The organism is Burkholderia sp. Bp9099 (genome assembly GCF_003857805.1).
Classification (GTDB): domain Bacteria; phylum Pseudomonadota; class Gammaproteobacteria; order Burkholderiales; family Burkholderiaceae; genus Burkholderia.
In genome coordinates this window covers 98,798-117,486 of sequence record NZ_QTPU01000002.1, presented here as the reverse complement: position 1 = coordinate 117,486, position 18,689 = coordinate 98,798, and the positions used below count along the sequence as shown (strand labels likewise).

General features: G+C 70.8%; 18 protein-coding genes. 7 read left to right on the top strand and 11 right to left on the bottom strand.

What is annotated here, in order from left to right; all coding sequences use genetic code 11:
* The first annotated feature begins 19 nt into the window (after nt 1-19).
* The 4 genes from glgX to treY are packed head-to-tail and all read left to right on the top strand — an operon-like array spanning nt 20 to nt 9,101.
* Nucleotides 20-2,134: a glycogen debranching protein GlgX gene (glgX, locus tag DIE17_RS02280; protein ID WP_124521835.1), complete on the top strand. Its 2,115-nt coding sequence runs from the start codon at nt 20-22 to the stop codon at nt 2,132-2,134.
* A 9-nt stretch (nt 2,135-2,143) separates the two neighbouring features.
* Entirely contained in the window at nt 2,144-4,039 is a 1,896-nt protein-coding gene (gene treZ / locus DIE17_RS02275; RefSeq protein WP_124521834.1) for a malto-oligosyltrehalose trehalohydrolase, read from the top strand.
* Nucleotides 4,036-6,336 (top strand): 4-alpha-glucanotransferase, encoded by a 2,301-nt coding sequence (gene malQ / locus DIE17_RS02270; protein WP_124521833.1) that lies wholly within the window; start codon nt 4,036-4,038, stop codon nt 6,334-6,336. The genes treZ and malQ overlap by 4 nt, the downstream gene beginning before the upstream one ends.
* Nucleotides 6,333-9,101 carry a malto-oligosyltrehalose synthase gene (gene treY / locus DIE17_RS02265; protein WP_124521832.1) on the top strand — a complete coding sequence of 923 codons (2,769 nt, stop codon included), beginning with the start codon at nt 6,333-6,335 and terminating at the stop codon, nt 9,099-9,101. Before malQ ends, treY begins: the two co-directional genes overlap by 4 nt.
* 72 nt (nt 9,102-9,173) lie before the next feature.
* Here treY and arsN2 read toward each other — a convergent pair whose 3' ends face one another.
* From arsN2 to DIE17_RS02235, 6 genes are all read right to left on the bottom strand, one after another.
* Nucleotides 9,174-9,602, bottom strand: coding sequence for an arsenic resistance N-acetyltransferase ArsN2 (arsN2, locus tag DIE17_RS02260; protein ID WP_124521830.1), 429 nt, complete (start codon nt 9,600-9,602; stop codon nt 9,174-9,176).
* A 39-nt stretch (nt 9,603-9,641) separates the two neighbouring features.
* Nucleotides 9,642-10,364 (bottom strand): arsenical resistance protein ArsH, encoded by a 723-nt coding sequence (gene arsH / locus DIE17_RS02255; RefSeq protein ID WP_124521829.1) that lies wholly within the window; start codon nt 10,362-10,364, stop codon nt 9,642-9,644.
* A 20-nt stretch (nt 10,365-10,384) separates the two neighbouring features.
* Nucleotides 10,385-11,455 (bottom strand): ACR3 family arsenite efflux transporter, encoded by a 1,071-nt coding sequence (gene arsB / locus DIE17_RS02250; RefSeq protein ID WP_124521828.1) that lies wholly within the window; start codon nt 11,453-11,455, stop codon nt 10,385-10,387.
* A 67-nt stretch (nt 11,456-11,522) separates the two neighbouring features.
* Entirely contained in the window at nt 11,523-12,017 is a 495-nt protein-coding gene (locus DIE17_RS02245; RefSeq protein WP_124521826.1) for an arsenate reductase ArsC, read from the bottom strand.
* A 22-nt stretch (nt 12,018-12,039) separates the two neighbouring features.
* Nucleotides 12,040-12,375, bottom strand: a complete 336-nt coding sequence (locus DIE17_RS02240; RefSeq protein ID WP_124521825.1) for a helix-turn-helix transcriptional regulator — start codon at nt 12,373-12,375, stop codon at nt 12,040-12,042.
* Nucleotides 12,376-12,446: 71 nt separating this feature from the next.
* Nucleotides 12,447-12,698, bottom strand: a complete 252-nt coding sequence (locus DIE17_RS02235; RefSeq protein WP_124645806.1) for a hypothetical protein — start codon at nt 12,696-12,698, stop codon at nt 12,447-12,449.
* Between the two features lie 120 nt (nt 12,699-12,818).
* Between DIE17_RS02235 and DIE17_RS02230 the strand changes: the two genes are divergently transcribed.
* The gene (locus tag DIE17_RS02230) at nt 12,819-14,069 is read left to right on the top strand and encodes a phosphatidylserine decarboxylase family protein (protein WP_124521822.1); all 1,251 of its coding nucleotides are present in this window, start codon (nt 12,819-12,821) and stop codon (nt 14,067-14,069) included.
* Between the two features lie 16 nt (nt 14,070-14,085).
* On the opposite strand, the gene DIE17_RS02225 is transcribed toward DIE17_RS02230, so the two are convergent.
* The 5 genes from DIE17_RS02225 to DIE17_RS02205 all read right to left on the bottom strand — a co-directional run bounded on the left by DIE17_RS02225 (nt 14,086) and on the right by DIE17_RS02205 (nt 16,803).
* Nucleotides 14,086-14,310, bottom strand: a complete 225-nt coding sequence (locus DIE17_RS02225) for a hypothetical protein (protein ID WP_044843397.1) — start codon at nt 14,308-14,310, stop codon at nt 14,086-14,088.
* A gap of 270 nt (nt 14,311-14,580) precedes the next feature.
* A complete protein-coding gene (locus DIE17_RS02220) occupies nt 14,581-14,922 on the bottom strand; it encodes a DUF1488 domain-containing protein (protein WP_044843396.1) in 342 nt (113 codons plus the stop codon).
* 3 nt (nt 14,923-14,925) lie between these two features.
* Nucleotides 14,926-15,474 carry a type 1 glutamine amidotransferase domain-containing protein gene (locus tag DIE17_RS02215; RefSeq protein ID WP_124521725.1) on the bottom strand — a complete coding sequence of 183 codons (549 nt, stop codon included), beginning with the start codon at nt 15,472-15,474 and terminating at the stop codon, nt 14,926-14,928.
* 318 nt (nt 15,475-15,792) lie between these two features.
* Nucleotides 15,793-16,158, bottom strand: coding sequence for a DUF3022 domain-containing protein (locus DIE17_RS02210; protein WP_124485804.1), 366 nt, complete (start codon nt 16,156-16,158; stop codon nt 15,793-15,795).
* A 90-nt stretch (nt 16,159-16,248) separates the two neighbouring features.
* The gene (locus DIE17_RS02205; protein WP_124521821.1) at nt 16,249-16,803 is read right to left on the bottom strand and encodes a hypothetical protein; all 555 of its coding nucleotides are present in this window, start codon (nt 16,801-16,803) and stop codon (nt 16,249-16,251) included.
* 157 nt (nt 16,804-16,960) lie between these two features.
* Between DIE17_RS02205 and DIE17_RS02200 the strand changes: the two genes are divergently transcribed.
* Nucleotides 16,961-17,317, top strand: a complete 357-nt coding sequence (locus tag DIE17_RS02200; RefSeq protein WP_124485802.1) for a DUF3175 domain-containing protein — start codon at nt 16,961-16,963, stop codon at nt 17,315-17,317.
* 42 nt (nt 17,318-17,359) lie between these two features.
* Complete coding sequence (locus DIE17_RS02195; protein WP_124521721.1) at nt 17,360-18,682, top strand: sodium:proton antiporter; 1,323 nt, start codon at nt 17,360-17,362, stop codon at nt 18,680-18,682.
* Nucleotides 18,683-18,689 lie beyond the last annotated feature (7 nt).

Here is an 18,689-nt window from a genome sequence, read left to right as displayed (position 1 = left end):
CGACACGGAGACGATCCCCATGCCGACCGCCCTGCCCACCCGTCTCGAACCCGGCCGCTGCCATCCGCTCGGCGCGGCCTGGGACGGCCTCGGCACCAACTTCGCGGTGTTTTCCGCGCATGCGCAGCGTATCCAGCTGTGCGTGTTCGATCCGACCGGCCGCAAGGAGCTCGCGCGCCTCGACCTGCCCGAATGCACCGACGAGGTATGGCACGGCTACCTGCCGAACGCGCATCCGGGCACCGTGTACGGCTTTCGCGCGGACGGCCCGTACCAGCCGCAGCACGGCCATCGCTTCAATCCGACCAAGCTGCTGCTCGACCCGTACGCGCGCAAGCTGGTCGGCCACTTTCGCTGGTCCGACGCGCTGTTCGGCTATCGCGTGCATTCGAACCGCGCGGACCTGTCGATGGATCGCCGCGACTCGGCGCCCGCGATGCCGAAGGCCGTGGTGGTCGACGAGGCGTTCGACTGGAGCATGGACCGGCGCCCCGACGTGCCGTGGCGCAGCACCGTGATCTACGAGACCCACGTGCGCGGCGCGTCGATGCGCCGCGCCGGGTTGCGCGCGCCGGAGCGCGGCACGTTCGCGTCGCTCGCGCATCCGGCGTTCATCGATCACCTGCTGTCGATCGGCGTGACGACGGTCGAGCTGCTGCCGGTGCACGCGTTCCTGCAGCAGCGCGCGCTCGTGAACCGCGGGCTGCGCAACTACTGGGGCTACGACACGGCCGCGTTCTTCGCGCCGGAGCCGGCCTACCTGTCGACGCGGCGGCTCGACGAGATGCGCATCGCGATCCGGCAGCTGCACGCGGCCGGCATCGAAGTCGTGCTCGACGTCGTCTACAACCACACGTGCGAGGGCAACGAGCTCGGCCCGACGCTGTCGTGGCGCGGCCTCGACAACGCGAGCTACTACCGGCTGCGGCCGGACGACCCGCGCTACCACGTCGACGAGACCGGTTGCGGCAACACGCTGAACCTGTCGCATCCGCGCGTCGTGCAGATGGTGATGGATTCGCTGCGCTACTGGGCGAGCGCATTCAACGTCGACGGCTTTCGCTTCGATCTCGGCGTGACGCTCGGCCGCGAGGATCACGGCTTCGAGCCGGGCGCGGGTTTCTTCGACGCGCTGCGGCAGGACCCGCTGCTCGCGCAGCGCAAGCTGATCACCGAGCCGTGGGATCTCGGCCCCGGCGGCTATCAGTTGGGCCGCCACCCGCCCGGCTTCGCCGAATGGAACGACCGCTTTCGCGACACCGTACGGCGCTTCTGGCGCGGCGACGCCGGGCAGCGCCCGGAACTCGCCGCGCGGCTCGCGGGCTCGGCCGACCTGTTCAATCATCACCGGCGCCGCACGTGGGCGTCGGTCAACTTCATCACCGCGCACGACGGCTTCACGCTCGCCGATCTCGTGTCGTATGCGGAAAAGCACAACGAAGCGAACGGCGAGGACAACCACGACGGCCACGGCGACAACTGCAGCGCGAACTGGGGCGTCGAAGGCGCCACCGACGACGCGTCGATCCGCGACCTGCGCGCGCGGGTCGCCCGCTCGATGCTCGCCACGCTGTTTACCGCGCTCGGCACGCCGATGATCGTGGCCGGCGACGAATTCGGCAGGACGCAGCACGGCAACAACAACGCATATTGCCAGGACAACGAACTGTCCTGGCTCGACTGGGATCTCGCGCGCAGCGACGAAGGCGCGCAGATGACGCGCTTCGTGTCGCGGCTCGCCGCATTGCGCCGCATGTACCCGGTGATGTCGGCGCCGCGCTATCCGTCCGGCGACCGCGACGGTGCGCCGGGCATGCACGAGATCGACTGGTTCGACGAGCGCGGCGACCCGCTGAGCGTGCCCGCGTGGGAGGACGGCGAACGCCGCGCGCTGACGATGCGGCGCGTCGGCACCGGCCGCACCGGGCGCACCGAGGCGTTGCTCGTGATGCTGAATGCGTCGACCCACGTCGTCACGTTCAAGCCGCCCGCACCCGTGCTCGACTATCGCGTGCTGCTCGACACCGCGACGCCCGACGCCGGCCCGCGCGGCTGGCCCGACGCCGGCCGCGACGTCGCCGCGCACGCGGCCGTGATCGCCGTCGCGGCCGTGCCACCCGCCCCGTCCTCGTGAGGAGCCGCCATGACGTCACGCACCGCCCATCCGCCCGGCACGCACGCATTCGCGTCGTCGTTCGGCGCGACCTGCCTCGACACGGAACACACGCGCTTCCGGTTGTGGGCGCCCGCGAGCCGCACGGCCGCGGTCGAACTGCACGGCGAACGGCGCGTCGCGATGCTGCCGGCCGGGGACGGCTGGTTCGAGGTCGTCGCGCCGTGCGGTCCCGGCACGCTGTACCGCTTCCTGCTCGACGACGGTCTCGTGGCACCCGATCCCGCATCGCGCTTCCAGCCGCATGACGTGCACGGCCCGAGCCAGGTCGTCGACCCGGCCGCGTACCGCTGGCGCAACGACGCGTGGCGCGGGCGGCCGTGGCACGAGACGGTGCTGTACGAACTGCACGTCGGCGCATGCGGCGGCTATGCGAACGTCGAGCGGCGCCTGGCCGAGCTTGCCGCGCTCGGCGTGACCGCGATCGAGCTGATGCCCGTCAACGCGTTCCCGGGCGCGCGCAACTGGGGCTACGACGGCGTGCTGCCGTTCGCGCCCGCTGCGTCGTACGGACGGCCCGAGGAACTGAAGGCACTCGTCGACGCCGCGCACGGGCTCGGGCTGCAGGTGCTGCTCGACGTCGTCTACAACCACTTCGGTCCCGAAGGCAACCTGCTGCCGCGCTATGCACCGGGATTTTTCCGCGCGGACCGGCAGACCGCCTGGGGGCCCGCGATCGACTTCTCGTGTGCGCAGACGAGCGCGTTCTTCATCGACAACGCGCTGTACTGGCTCGACGAATTCCGCTTCGACGGCCTGCGCATCGACGCCGCGCATGCGATCGACGACGATGCATGGCTGCGCGAGCTCGCCCGCCGCGTGCGCGCGTATGCGGGCGACGCGCGCCATGTGCATCTGGTGCTCGAGGACGAGCGCAATCTGGCGAGCCTGCTCGGCCCCGGCGGTTTCGACGCGCAGTGGAACGACGACTTCCACAACAGCGCGCACGTGCTGCTCACCGGCGAGCGCGAAGGCTACTACCGCGCGTACGCCGATGCGCCGCTGCGCCATCTCGCGCGCACGCTCGGCGAAGGGTTCGCGTACCAGGGCGAGCCGTCGCCGCTGCACGACGGCGCGCCGCGCGGCGAGCCGAGCGCGCACCTGCCGCCGACCGCGTTCGTCACGTTCCTGCAGAACCACGACCAGATCGGCAACCGCGCCTTCGGCGAGCGGCTGCGCGCGCTCGCGAACGACGACGCGGTGCGCGCGGCGACCGCCCTGATGCTGCTCGCGCCGCAGGTGCCGCTGCTGTTCATGGGCGAGGAAGTCGGCAGCACGCAGCCGTTCCAGTTCTTCACCGACTATCGCGGCGCGCTCGCCGACGCGGTGCGCGAAGGCCGGCGCCGCGAGTTCGCCGCGTTTTCCGCGTTCGCCGATCCCGCGCATCGCGACGCGATTCCCGATCCGAACGACATCGGCACGTTCGTGCGCTCGTCGCCCGGTCATGCCGGTGACGACGCATGGCCCGACGCCGAAGCGTGGCGGCGCTTCTACCGCAGCGCGCTGGCCGTGCGCGCGGCGCTCGTGACGCCGCACCTGCCGGGCGCCCGCGCGCTCGGCGTCGAGCTGCTGTGCGCCGCCGGCAGCGGCATCGGCAACCGCGACGGCGACGGCAACGCGGAGGCGCTCGTCGCGCGCTGGCGGCTCGGCGACGGCAGCACGCTCACGCTCGCATTCAATCCCGGCTCGCGCGACGCGCTGCTGCCGATGCTGCCGGTCGGCAAGATCGTGTTCGAGACGCCGCCGCGCGCGCGCGACCGTCTGGCCGAGCGGCGGCTGCCCGCGCGCACCTGCATCGCATGGCGCGACGGTGCGGTCAACCGCGATGCGCTCCATCACCGCACGAACGGGCACACACGACAATGACGACCGACGTGCCGATCGCAGACCTCGCGCGTGCGGCGGGGCTGGCGCCCGACTGGATCGACGCGGGCGGCGTCGCGCGGCGGGTGGGCGACGACGCGCTCGTCGCGCTCGTCGATGCGCTCGGCTGGCCATGCGGCACGCCGATCGAGCGGGTCGACAGCGCGGCCGCGCTGACCGATGACCGGGACGCAACGCCGCAGGTCGTCACCGGCGACGCCGGCGTGCCGCTGACGCTCCCGCGCAGCGTCGCGCCGCCGGGCGCGCGCTTGCGGATCGCGCTCGAAACGGGCGAGCACGTCGACGCGCGCGTGGCCGACGCGGGCGAATCCGGCGCACTGCCGCCGCTCGCGGTGCCCGGCTATCACGCGCTCGAGATCGGCGAGCAACGCATCGGGCTCGCCATCGCGCCGCCGCGTATGCGGCCGTTCACTGCCGACGACGGCGTGGCAGGTGCGCAGCGCAGCTGGGGCATCGCCGCCCAGTTGTACAGCCTGCGCCGCACGGGCGACGACGGCGCGGGCGACTACACCGCGCTCGCCGGTCTCGCCGCGCACGCGGCGCGGCACGGCGCGCACGCGGTCGCGATCAGCCCGACGCATGCCGGCTATCCGGCACTGCCCGAGCACGACAGCCCGTATTCGCCGTCGTCGCGGCGCTGGCACAACGTCGCGTATCTCGACTGCGACGCGGTGCCGGGCGCCGATATCGTGCAGCGGATGCACGGCGCGGCGGCACATGGCGCTCCCGCGCCCGATACGCCGCTGATCGACTGGCCGCACGTGCTGCCGCTGAAGCTGCGCCGCTTGCGCGCGTGCTTCGATGCGTGGCGCGCGAACGGCGGGCCGTTGCGCGACGCGTTCGAGCAATTCCGTGCGGCAGGCGGCGCGGCGCTCGACGCACACGCGCGCTTCGACGCGCTGCAGGCGTTCTGCATCGAACACGGGATCGGCGCGGACTGGCGGCAATGGCCCGCGCCGTGGCGCATGCCGGACTCGGCCGAGGTCGACGCCTTCGCACACGCGCATGCCGAGACGATCGCGTTCCATGCGTTCCTGCAATGGTGCGCGTCGGACGCACTCGGCAACGCACAGCATGCGGCGTGCGAGGCCGGGATGGCGATCGGGCTGATCGCCGATCTCGCGGTCGGCTCCGATCGCGCCGGCAGCGACGCATGGGCGCACGGCACGACGCTGCTACGCGGCGTGTCGGTCGGCGCGCCGCCCGACCTGTTCAATGCGGACGGCCAGGCCTGGGGCGTGACGACGTGGACGCCCGCCGCGCTGCGCGCGACCGGCTTCGCGCCGTTCGTCGACCTGTTGCGCGCGGCCTTCGCGCAGGCGGGCGGGGTTCGTATCGACCACGTGCTCGGCTTCGCGCGGATGTGGATCGTGCCGGACGGCGGCTCGCCGCGCGACGGCGCGTACTTGCACTATCCGCTCGACGATCTCGTGCGGCTGGTCGCGCTGGAGGCGGCACGGCATCGCGCGGTCGCGATCGGCGAGGATCTCGGCACGGTACCGGCCGGGTTTCGCGAGCGCCTCGGCGCGCGGGGGATCGCGGGAATGCGCGTGCTGTGGTTCGAGCGTGAGGCGGATGGCGCGTTTCGGCCGCCATCGGCGTGGGATCGCGACACGATCGCGATGACGTCGACGCACGATCTGCCGACCGTGGCGGGTTGGTGGCGTGGTGTCGATCTCGAGTGGCGGCGGGGGTTAGGTGATGCAGATGCAGATGCCTCCGAGGATGCACGCACCGACGACGGGAGCGGCCAAACGCAACGCACCGCGAGCGCGCGTAATGTCGGTGACGACATCGGTCGCGCCGCGGCCGCACACGGAGCGGGACGTTACGAACGAAACAAACCTGCTTTGCGTGACGAGCACCCCGCCAAGGATGTCGGTCACGGCGTACCCCAACCGCGCGACACGCCGCCGCCCGCCCCCGACCTCGCCCTCACTGCGGCCCGGGCCGAACGCGCGACCGAGCGCGCGGCACTATGGCGCGCGTTGCAGCAAGCGGGCTGCGCGCCGCCCGGCGATCCGGTACCGCCTGCCGGCACGCCACCCGTCGATGCAGTCCTCGCGTATGTCGCGCGCAGCCCGTCGCCGCTCGCGATCGTGCCGCTCGAGGATCTGCTCGCACTGGACGCCCAACCGAATCTCCCCGGCCCGCCGCGCGGCCATCCGAACTGGCTGCGCCGGCTGCCGCGCGCGGTCGACGCGCTGTTCGACGCCGACGTACGCAGACGCATCGCGGCGCTCGAGCGCGCACGCCGCGCCCGGGAGCAGGACGTATGATTCCGCGCGCGACCCTGCGACTGCAACTGCACGCCGGCTTCACGTTCGACGACGCGGCCGCGCACACCGACTATTTCGCGCGGCTCGGCGTGAGCCACCTGTACCTGTCGCCGATCACGACGGCCGAGCCCGGTTCGCTGCACGGCTACGACACCGTCGACCATCACACGATCAGCGCGGAACTCGGCGGCGCAGCCGGCTTCCGCCGCCTCGTCGACGCGTTGCACGCGCGCGGCCTCGGCGTGATCGCCGACATCGTGCCGAACCACATGGGCGTCGGCGGCGCATCGAACGGCTGGTGGAACGACGTGCTCGAATGGGGGCCGGCGAGCCCGTACGCGCGGTACTTCGACATCGACTGGCATCCGCCTGACGCGACGCTCCACGACAAGGTGCTGCTGCCCTGCCTCGGCGCGCCCTACGGCGACGCGCTCGCCGCCGGCGACGTCGCGCTCGGCGCCGAGCCGTCCAGCGGGCGTTTCTTCATCGCATGCCCGGGCAGGACGCTGCCGGTCGCCGCCGCGACCTACGCCGAGATCCTGCGCATCGCCAACCGTGCGGACCTGAACGCGCTCGCCGAACGGTTCGTCGCCGCGCCGGTGCGCGGCAGCACGCGCCTCGCGGACGCGCACACGGCACTGCGCGAATACGCCGCCGCACAGGGCCCGCATGCGTTCGACGCGATACTGCGCGGCGCCGATCCGCGCCGCGCACGCTCGCGCGCGTGCCTGCATCGATTGCTCGAACGCCAGCACTACCGGCTCGCGTGGTGGCGCACGGCCGCCGACGAGCTGAACTGGCGACGCTTCTTCGACATCGCGACCCTCGCGGCCGTCCGCGTCGAAGACGAAGCGGTGTTCGACGCGGTGCACGCGCTGCCGCTGGCGCTTCATGCGGCCGGCTGCCTCGACGGCCTGCGTGTCGATCACGTCGACGGCCTCGCCGACCCGGGCGCGTACTGCCGCCGCCTGCATGCGCGGCTCGCCGCGCAGCGCGACGAGCGGCCGTATCTCGTCGTCGAGAAGATCCTCGCGCCGGGCGAGACGCTGCGTGAAGACTGGCGCGTCGACGGCACGACCGGCTACGACTTCATGAACGACGTCGCCGCGCTGCTGCACGATCCGGCCGGCGCGGCGCCGCTCGCCGCGCACTGGGCGGCCGTGTCGGGATCGGCGCGGTCGTTCGCGCAGGAGGCGGTGGCCGGCAAGCGGCGCGTGCTGAAGCGGCAGCTCGCCGGCGAGCACGAACGTGTCGCGCGGGCGTTGCACCGCATTGCGCGCGCGGCACCCGCGACGCGCGACCTCAGCCGGATCGCGATTCATCGCGTGCTGGGCGAACTCGCGGTGCACCTTCCCGTGTACCGGATGTACCCGACACCCGGCAACGAGCCGACCGGCGCCGATCGTCGCGTGCTGGCGCACGCGTACGACGCGGCGTGCGCGACGATCGATCCGTCCGACCGCTACGCGCTCGATCGCGTCGCCGGCTGGCTCGGGCTGCCGGGCCTGCGCGCGCCGCGCGCGGATGCCGCGGCGCTGCACGCGGCGCGCGTCGCGTTCGCGCAGCTCACCGCGCCGCTCGCCGCGAAGGGCGTCGAGGATACCGCCAACTATCGCTACGGCCGGCTGCTGTCGCGCAACGAGGTCGGTGCCGATGCGGGCGATTTCAGCCTGTCGCGCGGGGCGTTCCATGCGCGCAACCGCCGTCGCGCGCGCACCGTTCCGCATACGCTCGTCGCGACCGCGACCCACGATCACAAGCGCGGCGAAGATGCGCGCGCGCGGCTCGCGGTGCTCAGTGAAGTGCCGGACCTGTGGCGTGCGGTGTCGCTCGACTGGTCCGCGCTGAACCAGCCGCGGCGCGGCGGCGCGCATCGCGATCTCGTGTGGGCGCCGGGGCCGGCTGCGGAAGCGCTGCTGTACCAGACGCTCGTCGGCTGCTGGCCGCCGGCGCTCGCGCCCGACGATGCGGCCGGGCTGGCTGCGCTTGCCGGGCGCGTGGTGCGCTGGCAGACGAAGGCGCTGCGCGAAGCGAAACAGCATACGGACTGGCTCGCACCCGACGCGGACTACGAGCGCGATTGCGAACGGTTCGTCCGCGCGATCCTGACGCCGCATGGCGCGGGCGATTTCGTGCACCGGCTGCATGGGTTCGTCGCGCGGATCGCGCCGGCCGGTGTCGTCAACAGCCTCGCGCAGGCGGCGCTGCGGATGGCGTCGCCGGGTGTGCCCGATCTGTATCAAGGTACCGAGTCATGGGATCACTCGCTCGTCGATCCGGACAACCGGCGCGACGTGCCGTTCGCGCAGCTCGCGGCCGAGCGGGTCGACGAACCGGTCGCCGCGTACCTGCGGGATTGGCCCGACGCACGCGTGAAGCGCGCGCTCGTCGAGCGGATGCTCGCGCTGCGCGCCCGCCGGCCGGCAACGTTCTCGGATGGTGCGTATGTGCCGCTGCGCGTGCGCGGCAGGCTCGGGCGGCATGCGCTCGCGTTCGCGCGCTGCGACGCGACGGCGACGGTCGTGGTCGTCGTGACGCGGCTCGCGTGCCGGTTGCTCGGCGAAGTGCCGGAGTTGCCGCGCATCGCGCCTCAGGAATGGGGCGATACCGCGATCGTGTTGCCGCGCGGCACGAGCGAGCGGTGGATCGACTGGCTGAACGACGGGAGCGAAATCGAGGCGCCGGACGGCATGCTGCGGCTCGATCGCTGTCTTGCCGCGTTGCCGGTCGCGGCGCTGGTGGCAGCCGATACGATGAGCCGGTAGCGGTAATCGGATTTGTGCAAAGACGGTCGGCGCCCCGAGGCAAACCATCTCACCGCGTTCCAGCATTTCCGCTCAACACGCCAACAACATGGCAGTGGCAGCGTCCGGACACACGCCTTGAAACTGGCTGGACGCCAGCAACGGGCGCGGTACATCCTCGCGGGCGACGCGCACGAAACCAAAACCGTCGAAATAGTCCTCCGCGGTCGTCGTCAGCAACCCGATCGCATGGACCGAGCGTGCGCGGCACGTCGCGATCAGCCGCGCAACGATCGCGCGGCCGACGCCGCTCCCTTGCGCGCGCGGTGCGACGGCGATCGACCGGATCAGCGCGAAGTCTCCGTGGTATTCCATACCACCGCATCCGGTCAACGCGGGCGGATCGGCGAGCACGATGAAGTTTTCCAGATGCTCCGCGACACCCGCAGTCGGCAGGTTCGACGCGCGAAGCAATGCCTCGATCGCGGCCAGGTCGGATAACGCTGCAGAACGAAGTTGCATGACATCGATTCCCGATTGGATGAGCGGTACCCGTACGGTTCAAATCCCCCGCTGATTCACCCGCTTCGACAACGCCTCCGCGCTTTCCTTCCGTTCGCTGTACCGGTCGACCAGATACGGGCCGATGTCGCGCGTCAGCAGCGTGAACTTCACCAGTTCCTCCATCACGTCGACGACGCGATCGAAATAGGCCGACGGCTTCATCCGCCCCGCTTCGTCGAATTCCATGAACGCCTTGGCCACCGACGACTGGTTCGGGATCGTCAGCATGCGCATCCAGCGTCCGAGCACGCGCATCTGGTTCACCGCATTGAACGACTGCGATCCGCCGCTGACCTGCATCACCGCGAGCGTCTTGCCCTGCGTCGGCCGCACCGCGCCGACCGACAGCGGAATCCAGTCGATCTGCGACTTCATGATGCCGGTCATCGCGCCGTGTCGTTCCGGCGAGCACCAGACCATCCCCTCCGACCACATCACCAGCTCGCGCAATTCGACCACCTTCGGGTGACTTTCGGGCGCATCGTCGGGCAGCGGCAGGCCGCTCGGATTGAACACGCGCACCTCGGCGCCCATCGCCGTGAGCAGGCGCTCGGCCTCCTCGACCAGCAGGCGACTGAACGAACGCTCGCGCAGCGAGCCGTACAGCAGCAGGAAACGCGGCGGATGGCCGGACGGCGACGCCGGCCGCAAGCGGCTCGCGTCCGGTACGCGGAAGAGTTCGGCGTCGAGTTGCGGCAGGTCGGTCAGTCGGTCGGTCATGAATGGCTTCCGTGGTTGGCTCAAGTGCGCTCGTACCAGCCCTTCGACCGGTTCACGACGCGCACCACCAGCAGCATGACCGGCACCTCGATCAGCACGCCGACGACGGTCGCGAGCGCCGCGCCGGAGTGGAAACCGAACAGGCTGATCGCGGCCGCGACGGCCAGCTCGAAGAAGTTGGACGCGCCGATCAGCGCCGACGGGCATGCAATGTTGTGCTTCTCGCCCACGGCGCGATTGAGCCAGTATGCGAGCGCGGCGTTGAAGAACACCTGGATCAGGATCGGCACCGCGAGCAGCGCGATCACCAGCGGCTGCCTCAGGATCGCTTCGCCCTGGAACGCGAACAGCAGTACGAGCGTGGCCAGCAGCGCGGCGATCGACCACGGGCCGATCTTCGCCATTGCTGCATCGAATGCCGCCTGTCCCTTCGAGAGCAATACCTTGCGCCAGATCTGCGCGAGGATCACCGGAATCACGATGTAGAGCACGACCGACGTGAGCAGCGTCGCCCACGGCACGGTAATCGCGGACATCCCCAGCAGCAGCCCGACCAGCGGCGCGAACGCGATCACCATGATGCTGTCGTTCAGCGCGACCTGCGACAGCGTGAACAGCGGATCGCCGCCGGTCAGCCGGCTCCACACGAACACCATCGCCGTGCACGGCGCGGCGGCCAGCAGGATCAAACCGGCGATGTAGCTGTCGAGCTGGCCCGCCGGCAGCATCGGCGCGAACAGATGCCGGATGAACAGCCAGCCGAGAAACGCCATCGAGAACGGCTTGACCAGCCAGTTCACGCTGAGCGTGACGCCGATCCCTTTGACGTGCTGACGCACTTCATGCAACGCCCCGAAGTCGACCTTGACCAGCATCGGGATGATCATCACCCAGATCAGCAGCCCGACCGGCAGGTTGACCTGCGCGTACTCCATGCGGCCGATCTGCTGGAACACGCCGGGCAGCATCTGGCCGAGCGCGATGCCGGCGACGATGCACAGCGCGACCCAGAGCGTCAGGTAGCGTTCGAAGAAATTGATCGCGGGCTTCGCAATGGCGTGGCGAGGCGGGATCGCGTTGGACGTGTTCATCGAAGAGGATTCCGTGCGGGAGCAACGCACGCGGCACGCCGGTTCACGCGCGCCGCCGTGCGAGCGCTCAGTTTCGCGAGATGGCGGTCAACGCCGCCTGCAGTTCGGCATCGCTCATGCGCTCGAGCGGCAGCGCCAGCAGTTGCAGCATCCGGTAGCCGAGCGCCTCGCGCGTCAGTTCGAACGCGAGCCGCTTGCCGGCATCGCCGCCCTCGGCGTTCGACGGATCGGCGTAGCCCCAATGCACGTTCACCGGGCTGCCGGGCCAGTACGGGCAGGCCTCCGCGGCCGCGCTGTCGCATACCGTGATGACGACGCGCAGGCGCGGCGCGCCTTCGCCGACGAATTCGTCCCAGCTCTTGCTGCGGTATCCGGTGACGTCGACACCGGCGCGCGTGAGCGCATCCAGCGCGAACGGATTGAGCCGGCCGCTCGGCGCGCTGCCGGCGCTGTAGGCGCGCACGTCGCGGCCGAGTTTCCGGGCCCAGTGGTTGAGCATCCCCTCCGCGAGCACGCTGCGCGCGGAGTTGTGGGTACAGAGAATAAGGACGTTGGTGGTCATGGGGGGGCGGGTGTATGCGTACTCAGGTCTGGCCGGAGCAGGACGTCGAACAGGCAGACACCGGCGTGCACGGATTGCCGCCGCAACAGTTCTCGGTGAGGTAGCCGATCAGCCCGTTCATCGTCGCAAAGTTCGCGCAATAGAACACGAAGCGGCCTTCCTGGCGGCTCGTGACGAGCTGCGCATGGGCCAGTTCCTTCAGATGAAACGACAGCGACGACGGCGGCACGTCGAGCAGCGTCGCGATTTGCCCGGCCGGCAAGCCCGACGGGCCGGCCTGCACGAGCGCGCGGAAGACGGCGAGGCGCGACTCATGCGCGAGTGCCGCCAGGGCGGCGATGGTCTGGTTCGTTTCCATGTTTCGATAATACTCGAAATATGGAAACAATGGCAGTAACGTATCGCGTCCCGCCGCCGCGCGTCACACCGTCACGACCATTCTTCGGGCGGCATCGCGCCGCCGTCATCCTCCCACTGCGGCTCGCCCGCCCCTTCCCTGCGACTCGGCGCCACCGGCCCGTTCCCGCTGCTGCGTTCGTTTCGCCGCGTGCCGTCGCGGGACGTCGCCGCGCGCACCCGCGCCCGCGTGCGGGTCGGTGCGACGGTCCGCTGTTCGCTACCGCGGCGCTCGTCGGTCGACGCCGCGTCCTGGGTCTGTCGCGCATTCGAAGCTGCGTTCATGTGTGCCCTCCCGGCTCATTGAAAGAGACCTTCGTTGAAACGCGCAGCAATTCGGGTGCCGCCTGTCGGGCAAGCGCCTTGCTTCCCCGTTTCGTACCGCAACCCTTTCCGGAGCCGACCATGCCGATCGACCGCAGCACGCCGCCCGCAACGCGTCACCGTCTCGGCGAATGGATGGCCCGCGAGGAATCGCAGATGGCCGGGTACCGCGCGAACATCGCGAACGCAGCGCGCGCGCAGGCCGGCGAACAGCTGCGCACGCCGGCCGTGCAGGCGCTCGCGCGGCTGTTCGACGACCACGCGGTGCTGCGCATGAGCCTCACCCGCGCGATCGACGAGGCGCTCGAAGCGGGCCGCATGCTCGGCTACGCATCGATCGGCGAACTGATGACCGTGATCGACCACCTGATGACCTACACGCCGCCGTTCAGCGAAACGAGCCTGGTGGTGTGCCCGCTGAACGCGTTTCTCGACTGGCCGATGTGCATGCCGTCAGGCCACGCGGTGTTTCGCGACGCGGCGGTCAACGCGCACCTGAAGCAGGTGCTGAACGTGTGGTGCGACTTCCTCGGCGGCCCGCATTCGCGCGCGCATCTCGATACGTCGTCGCCCGACGGCTGGTTCTGCGATGCAGCGCGCACGCGCCTCGGCCTGTCGCAGTTCCAGTATCGCGAGGACCAGCCGCACTGGGGCTTCGACTCGTGGAACGACTTCTTCACGCGGCGCTTTCGCGCGGGTGCGCGGCCGGTCGCGGCGCCGGACGATCCGCACGTGATCGTCAGCGCGTGCGAGGCCGCGCCGTATCACACCGAATCCAGCGTGAAGATCCGCGACAGGTTCTGGATCAAGGGGCAGCCGTATTCGCTGCGCGACATCTTCACGCCCGCGCGGCTGCCGCTCGCCGAGCGCTTCGTCGGCGGCGACCTCTACCAGGCGTATCTGAGCGCGTACAACTATCACCGCTGGCACGCGCCGGTGCGCGGCACCGTCACGCACGCGTACCGGGTCGACGGCACCTACTACTCGGTCGCGGAAGCGGAAGGCCCGGACCCGGCCGGGCTCAACGACTCGCAGGGCTACATGACGGCCGTCGCCGCGCGCGCGGTGGTCGCGATCGACTGCGACGACCCGGGGATCGGGACGGTCGCCGCGGTGTTCGTCGGGATGGGCGACGTGTCGTCGTGCGTGATCGAGGTCGTGCCGGGGCAGCGGATCGACAAGGGCGACGAGATCGGCTATTTCCAGTACGGCGGCTCGACCTGCTGCCTGCTGTTCGAACCGGGCGTGATCGACCGCTTCCAGTGCGCGCCGCCGTTCGACGGCGATACGCCGGCCGTACAGGTCAACGCACCGGTCGCGATCGCGCACTGAGCCGCGCGGTTCGGCATCACGCGTCGGCACTGCCGAACCCGCGCCCGGCGTGCCGCAGCATGCGCTGCACGATCGACAGCCCGTCCGGCGTCAGGGCGAGCCGGCTCGCGCCCGATGCGTCGGCGCGCATCTCGATCAGGTGTTGTTCCACCAACGCGACGATATCTTCGCGGTCGGCCTGGATCTGTTCCGGCGCGCGATGGACCAGGAATAGTGCGGCAAATTCATGTGCGGTCAGCATGTTGTCTCCCCCATTTGACGGCTTGGCGCGATACGACGATGGCATCGCGCCGGCGCAGGCGCGAATCGTGCGCCGCGATTTGAGGAGACATGCAGGGAGTGTGCCAGTATCTGGGACGGAGCGGCCCGGCGCCCGGCCGGCGCGCGGCGTGATGTGTCACTTCAAGGCGCTCGGGAGCCGCTGCAAACTTTTCAACGGCGTGTAATGGCGCCCAATGGTGCGAATGGAACCGGACGGGCGCACTGCGGCACGCGCCGCATGCCCCACGACTCACGACTTCCGCGAACGGAACATCCCGGCGCGGGCGGTTTTGCCCGCCGCCTTGTCGCGCACGCGGAAGTAGCCGCTGTGGAGTTCCACGCCGCCCTTGCCGTCGACCAGCACGTCCGCGCAAGCGGCCTCGATGCGCGCGCGGCCGCGCTCGAACGCGTCGCGCAAGTCGGCTTCGAGCGCGGAGCGCGCGCCGAAATGATCCTCGAGCGCTTCGACCGTGATCGTGCAGGTTTGCGGCTTCCCGTCGACCTCGACGACGAAACGCATCAGCAGCGCCGCGCCGTCGAACTCGGGCGGCGCGTCGGTCAGCGTCACGTGGCGAACGGGTTCGGCTGGCATCGCTCAGGGCCCCCGCGACGCGAGGCACTGCACCAGCGCGCCGTTGAATGCGGGCAGGTCGGCCGGCTTGCGGCTCGTGATCAGGTTGCCGTCGCGCACGACCTCCTGGTCGACCCACTTGCCGCCCGCATTGCGGATGTCGTCCTGCAGGCTCGGCCAGCTCGTCATCGTGCGGCCGTCCACCAGCCCGGACGACACGAGCAGCCAGCCGCCGTGACAGATCGCGGCAATCGGCTTGCCCGCGCCGACGGCCGCGGTCACGAATTCGCGCGCGGCCGGCAGCATCCGGATCGCGTCGCCGTTGACCACGCCGCCCGGCAGCACGACCGCGTCGTAATCGCCTTCGCGCGCATCGTCGAACGTGCGGTCGACCTTCACGCGATCGCCCTTGTCGACGTGCCTGAACCCCTGGATCTCGCCGCGCTTCTGCGAAATCACGTCGACCTGCGCGCCCTCTGCCTTCAGCGCGCGCTGCGGTTCGACGAGTTCGGCTTCCTCGAAGCCGTCGACCGCGAGTATCGCTACCTTGCAATGATCCAGCTTGCCGATCATGGATCGCTCCCTTTCGTGTTGTGGCACCGGGTGTGCCGTACCCTGCCGTATCCATCGAAGCAGCAACGGGCGTGCCGCGCCCGTCGGGATGGCGGCCGGCGCGGTGCCGCCTTGAAGGGGCGCGACCCGCGATCGGCGGTTGGCGGCGCGCACGCGCGTCGCGGCGTGATGCGTGCCCCCATTGGATAGCGCCGCGCCTGCAAAGATTTCAACGGGATGTAACGTGACGCCGGCAATACCCGCGACTATCGGCGGCAGCCGCCCGGTGGCCTGCATGCGAGGCCGTACCCGCCGCCGGCCGGTGCCGGCCCGCCGCGCTCACTGCAGGTGACGCGCGGCGTCGAGCATCGCGTCGGTCAGCTCGATCGTCAGCGTCAGGTCCTCGGTGACGTCGGGCAGCGCGTCGAGCGTGGCCTGCACGCTGTCGTGCAGCATCGCGTGCACGCGCATCCGCGCGGGCTCGTCGAGGTCCGCATAGCGCTCCATCGTGTCGCAGTCGAGCGCGAGCACGACCGCGTGCCGCGCGGTATCGCGCGGCGCATCGGGCGCGAGCGCCCACGCCGCATGAAACATGATCCTGCCGGTCGCGACGTCGACATGAACCGTCGTATCGAGACCCTCGGTCTCGGCGGCGTCGGCGTCCAGCGCATCGTCGTCGAGCGAGATCCGGGAATTCGATTGCATGTTGTCCTCCTGCGTGGTGGCGACCGGCCGGCCTCGCGCGCGGTGTCCGCCAGCGCGCCGCGCCGGGGCGCCGGCGCGACGCCGAGATCGTCAATAGCTGCTGGAACCCGCGCTGCCCGTGCCACCGCCCGAGCCGGTCGCCCCCGGCAAGCGGCTAGTGCCGGCGCCCGCGCCGGTTCCGCCCGGGGCCGCACCGGCACCGCCCATGCCCGCGCTGCCGCCGGCACCGCTCGTGCCGGTGCTGCCCGTACCGGGGGTGCCCGTTCCGGTGCTACCGGTACCGCTGCCGGTACTGCCCGTTCCGGTGCCGCCGGTGCCGCCCGTCGCGCCGCCGCCCATGCTGCCGGTCCCGGCGCCAGTCATGCCGCCGGGCTTGCTGCGCACGTCCGGTTGACCGCGCGGACCCGTGCCGCGCGGCGCCTGCATGCGGGTCGCGGGCGGCGGCGCCGCGGTGTTGCCGTTCGACAGGTTGCCGCCGCTGCCCTGCGCCGACGTGTCCGGCGGCGACAGGATCGGCGCGCCGGTGCCCTCGTCGGAACGTTGCGAATTCTGTGCCCATGCGGCCGGTGCGGCCGCGACGAGCGCGACGGCCGCGCACGCGAGGATCCGGCGCGCGGCAGATTTCGATTCGGATGCTGGCTTCATGGAGCGCTCTCCCTCAATGGAACCGCCGTAGTGGAATGGCCTGCGCCTTCGATTCAGCAAGGCCCGTGCCGCCACCGACAGGCGGCACGCGAATTGCGGCACCACCCGGACACTCGAGACCCGCGATCCATCCCGATTCCATAGGGAGAGCCCTGCCATGCCTTCAGCTTCCGCTTCCCATCCGCACGGCAAACGCGCGACGCGCCGCCCGGGCCGTGCGCGCAGCAACGATCCGCAGCACCGCAAGCGCTGGTCCGCCGACGTCATGCAAAGAAGCGATGCGCTCGACATCGAGCCCGAGATCTTCAAGTCCGACGACCCGGGCAGGATCGCCGCGTCGCTCAAGCGCTCGGCCGAACACAGCCGCCGCCGCAAGGGGACGCCGTTCCAGTCGGCGATGTCGATGCTGAACTTCTACGTGAACCGCGCGGGCCGCAACCTGCCGAAAACGCGCCGCGCGACGCTCGAACGCGCGAAGCGCAAACTGCGCGAGGCGTTCGGCCGCAAGCCGTGACGGCCACCGCCGGTTCGCCGTCGACCTGCCCGGCCTGCCCGCATGCATGAAACGCTGTGGTATCTGATCATCGGCGCGGTGCTGATGGGCATGGGCATCGTGACGTCGGCGCTGCGTCATCTGCCGTGCAGCAGCGCGATGATCTATCTTGCTCTCGGTGTCGCGCTCGGCCCGTCCGGCGCCGGGCTCCTGCATCTCGACATCCAGCGCGACGCGCCGCTGCTGCGCGAGATCGTCGAGGTCGCGCTGCTGGTATCGCTGTTCGCGATCGGGCTGCGGCTGCGCGTGCCGCTGTCCGACCCGCTGTGGCGCGTGCCATGCCGGCTCGGCCTGCTCGCGATGATCGTCACGGTGCCGCTGCTCGCCGGCTGCGCGGTACTGACGCTCGGGCTCGGCTGGGGCCCCGCGCTGCTGCTCGCGGCGATCCTCGCGCCGACCGACCCGGTGCTCGCGCACGACGTGCAGGTGCATGATCCCGGCGATCGCGACCTGGTGCGCTTCGCGCTGTCCGGCGAAGGCGGGCTGAACGACGGCATCGCGCTGCCGTTCGCGCTCGCGGGCCTCGCGCTGTGCGGCGCGTCCGATACGCCGCATGGGACGCCGCCGCTGTCGGGCACGTTCGCACTGGCCGCGCTGTGGGGCATCGCGGGCGCCGCCGCGATCGGCGGCATGCTCGGCGCGGCGACCACCACCGCGATCGGCTGGCTGCGCACCCGTCATGCGCAGGCACTCGGCTTCGAAGGCTTCTTCGCGCTCGCGTTGATCGTGCTGTCGTTCGGTGCCGCGCAGCTCGCGCATACGTTCGGCTTCATCGCGACGTTCGCCGCGGGCGTCGCGATGCGCCGCGTCGAGCATCGCGCGAGCGGTGACCGCCGGCCGCGCGAAGTGATCGGCCGGGTCGATTCGGAAGACGTGGTCGCGACCGAGAAGCACCCGGAAAAGGCGCACGCGTTCATGACCGAATCGGTGCTCGACTTCACGATCGAGCTCGAGCGGATCGCCGAGGCGCTCGTGATGACGATGATCGGCGGCGTGCTCGCCACGCTGACGACGCCGCTCTTCACGTGGGGCTCGGCCGCGCTCGCCGTCGGGCTGTTCGTCGCCGTGCGGCCGCTCGCGGTGCTGCCGGCGCTCGCCGGCTCGCGCGCGACGCCGGCGCAGCGCCGGCTGCTGGCATGGTTCGGGATACGCGGGATCGGCTCGTTCTACTACCTGCTGTTCGCGCTCGAGCACGGGCCGTCGAGCGCCGTGCGGCCGCTCGCGGCGCCGGTGCTGGCCGTCGTGTCGGCGTCGGTGATCGCGCACGGCGTGTCCGCGACGCCGCTGATGGACTGGTATCACCGCCTGCAGCAGCGTCGGCGCTGACGGCGCC

Excerpts from the sequence above, each read along its gene's own strand:
- DIE17_RS02205 (WP_124521821.1), bottom strand. The coding sequence starts at position 16,803 with ATGAAGCCAGCATCCGAATCGAAATCTGCCGCGCGCCGGATCCTCGCG.
- DIE17_RS02240 (WP_124521825.1), bottom strand. The coding sequence starts at position 12,375 with ATGGAAACGAACCAGACCATCGCCGCCCTGGCGGCACTCGCGCATGAG.
- DIE17_RS02230 (WP_124521822.1), top strand. The coding sequence starts at position 12,819 with ATGCCGATCGACCGCAGCACGCCGCCCGCAACGCGTCACCGTCTCGGC.
- DIE17_RS02215 (WP_124521725.1), bottom strand. The coding sequence starts at position 15,474 with ATGATCGGCAAGCTGGATCATTGCAAGGTAGCGATACTCGCGGTCGAC.
- DIE17_RS02210 (WP_124485804.1), bottom strand. The coding sequence starts at position 16,158 with ATGCAATCGAATTCCCGGATCTCGCTCGACGACGATGCGCTGGACGCC.
- arsN2 (WP_124521830.1), bottom strand. The coding sequence starts at position 9,602 with ATGCAACTTCGTTCTGCAGCGTTATCCGACCTGGCCGCGATCGAGGCA.
- DIE17_RS02195 (WP_124521721.1), top strand. The coding sequence starts at position 17,360 with ATGCATGAAACGCTGTGGTATCTGATCATCGGCGCGGTGCTGATGGGC.
- DIE17_RS02225 (WP_044843397.1), bottom strand. The coding sequence starts at position 14,310 with ATGCTGACCGCACATGAATTTGCCGCACTATTCCTGGTCCATCGCGCG.
- malQ (WP_124521833.1), top strand. The coding sequence starts at position 4,036 with ATGACGACCGACGTGCCGATCGCAGACCTCGCGCGTGCGGCGGGGCTG.
- DIE17_RS02235 (WP_124645806.1), bottom strand. The coding sequence starts at position 12,698 with ATGAACGCAGCTTCGAATGCGCGACAGACCCAGGACGCGGCGTCGACC.
- treY (WP_124521832.1), top strand. The coding sequence starts at position 6,333 with ATGATTCCGCGCGCGACCCTGCGACTGCAACTGCACGCCGGCTTCACG.
- arsB (WP_124521828.1), bottom strand. The coding sequence starts at position 11,455 with ATGAACACGTCCAACGCGATCCCGCCTCGCCACGCCATTGCGAAGCCC.
- arsH (WP_124521829.1), bottom strand. The coding sequence starts at position 10,364 with ATGACCGACCGACTGACCGACCTGCCGCAACTCGACGCCGAACTCTTC.
- DIE17_RS02245 (WP_124521826.1), bottom strand. The coding sequence starts at position 12,017 with ATGACCACCAACGTCCTTATTCTCTGTACCCACAACTCCGCGCGCAGC.
- DIE17_RS02200 (WP_124485802.1), top strand. The coding sequence starts at position 16,961 with ATGCCTTCAGCTTCCGCTTCCCATCCGCACGGCAAACGCGCGACGCGC.
- treZ (WP_124521834.1), top strand. The coding sequence starts at position 2,144 with ATGACGTCACGCACCGCCCATCCGCCCGGCACGCACGCATTCGCGTCG.
- DIE17_RS02220 (WP_044843396.1), bottom strand. The coding sequence starts at position 14,922 with ATGCCAGCCGAACCCGTTCGCCACGTGACGCTGACCGACGCGCCGCCC.
- glgX (WP_124521835.1), top strand. The coding sequence starts at position 20 with ATGCCGACCGCCCTGCCCACCCGTCTCGAACCCGGCCGCTGCCATCCG.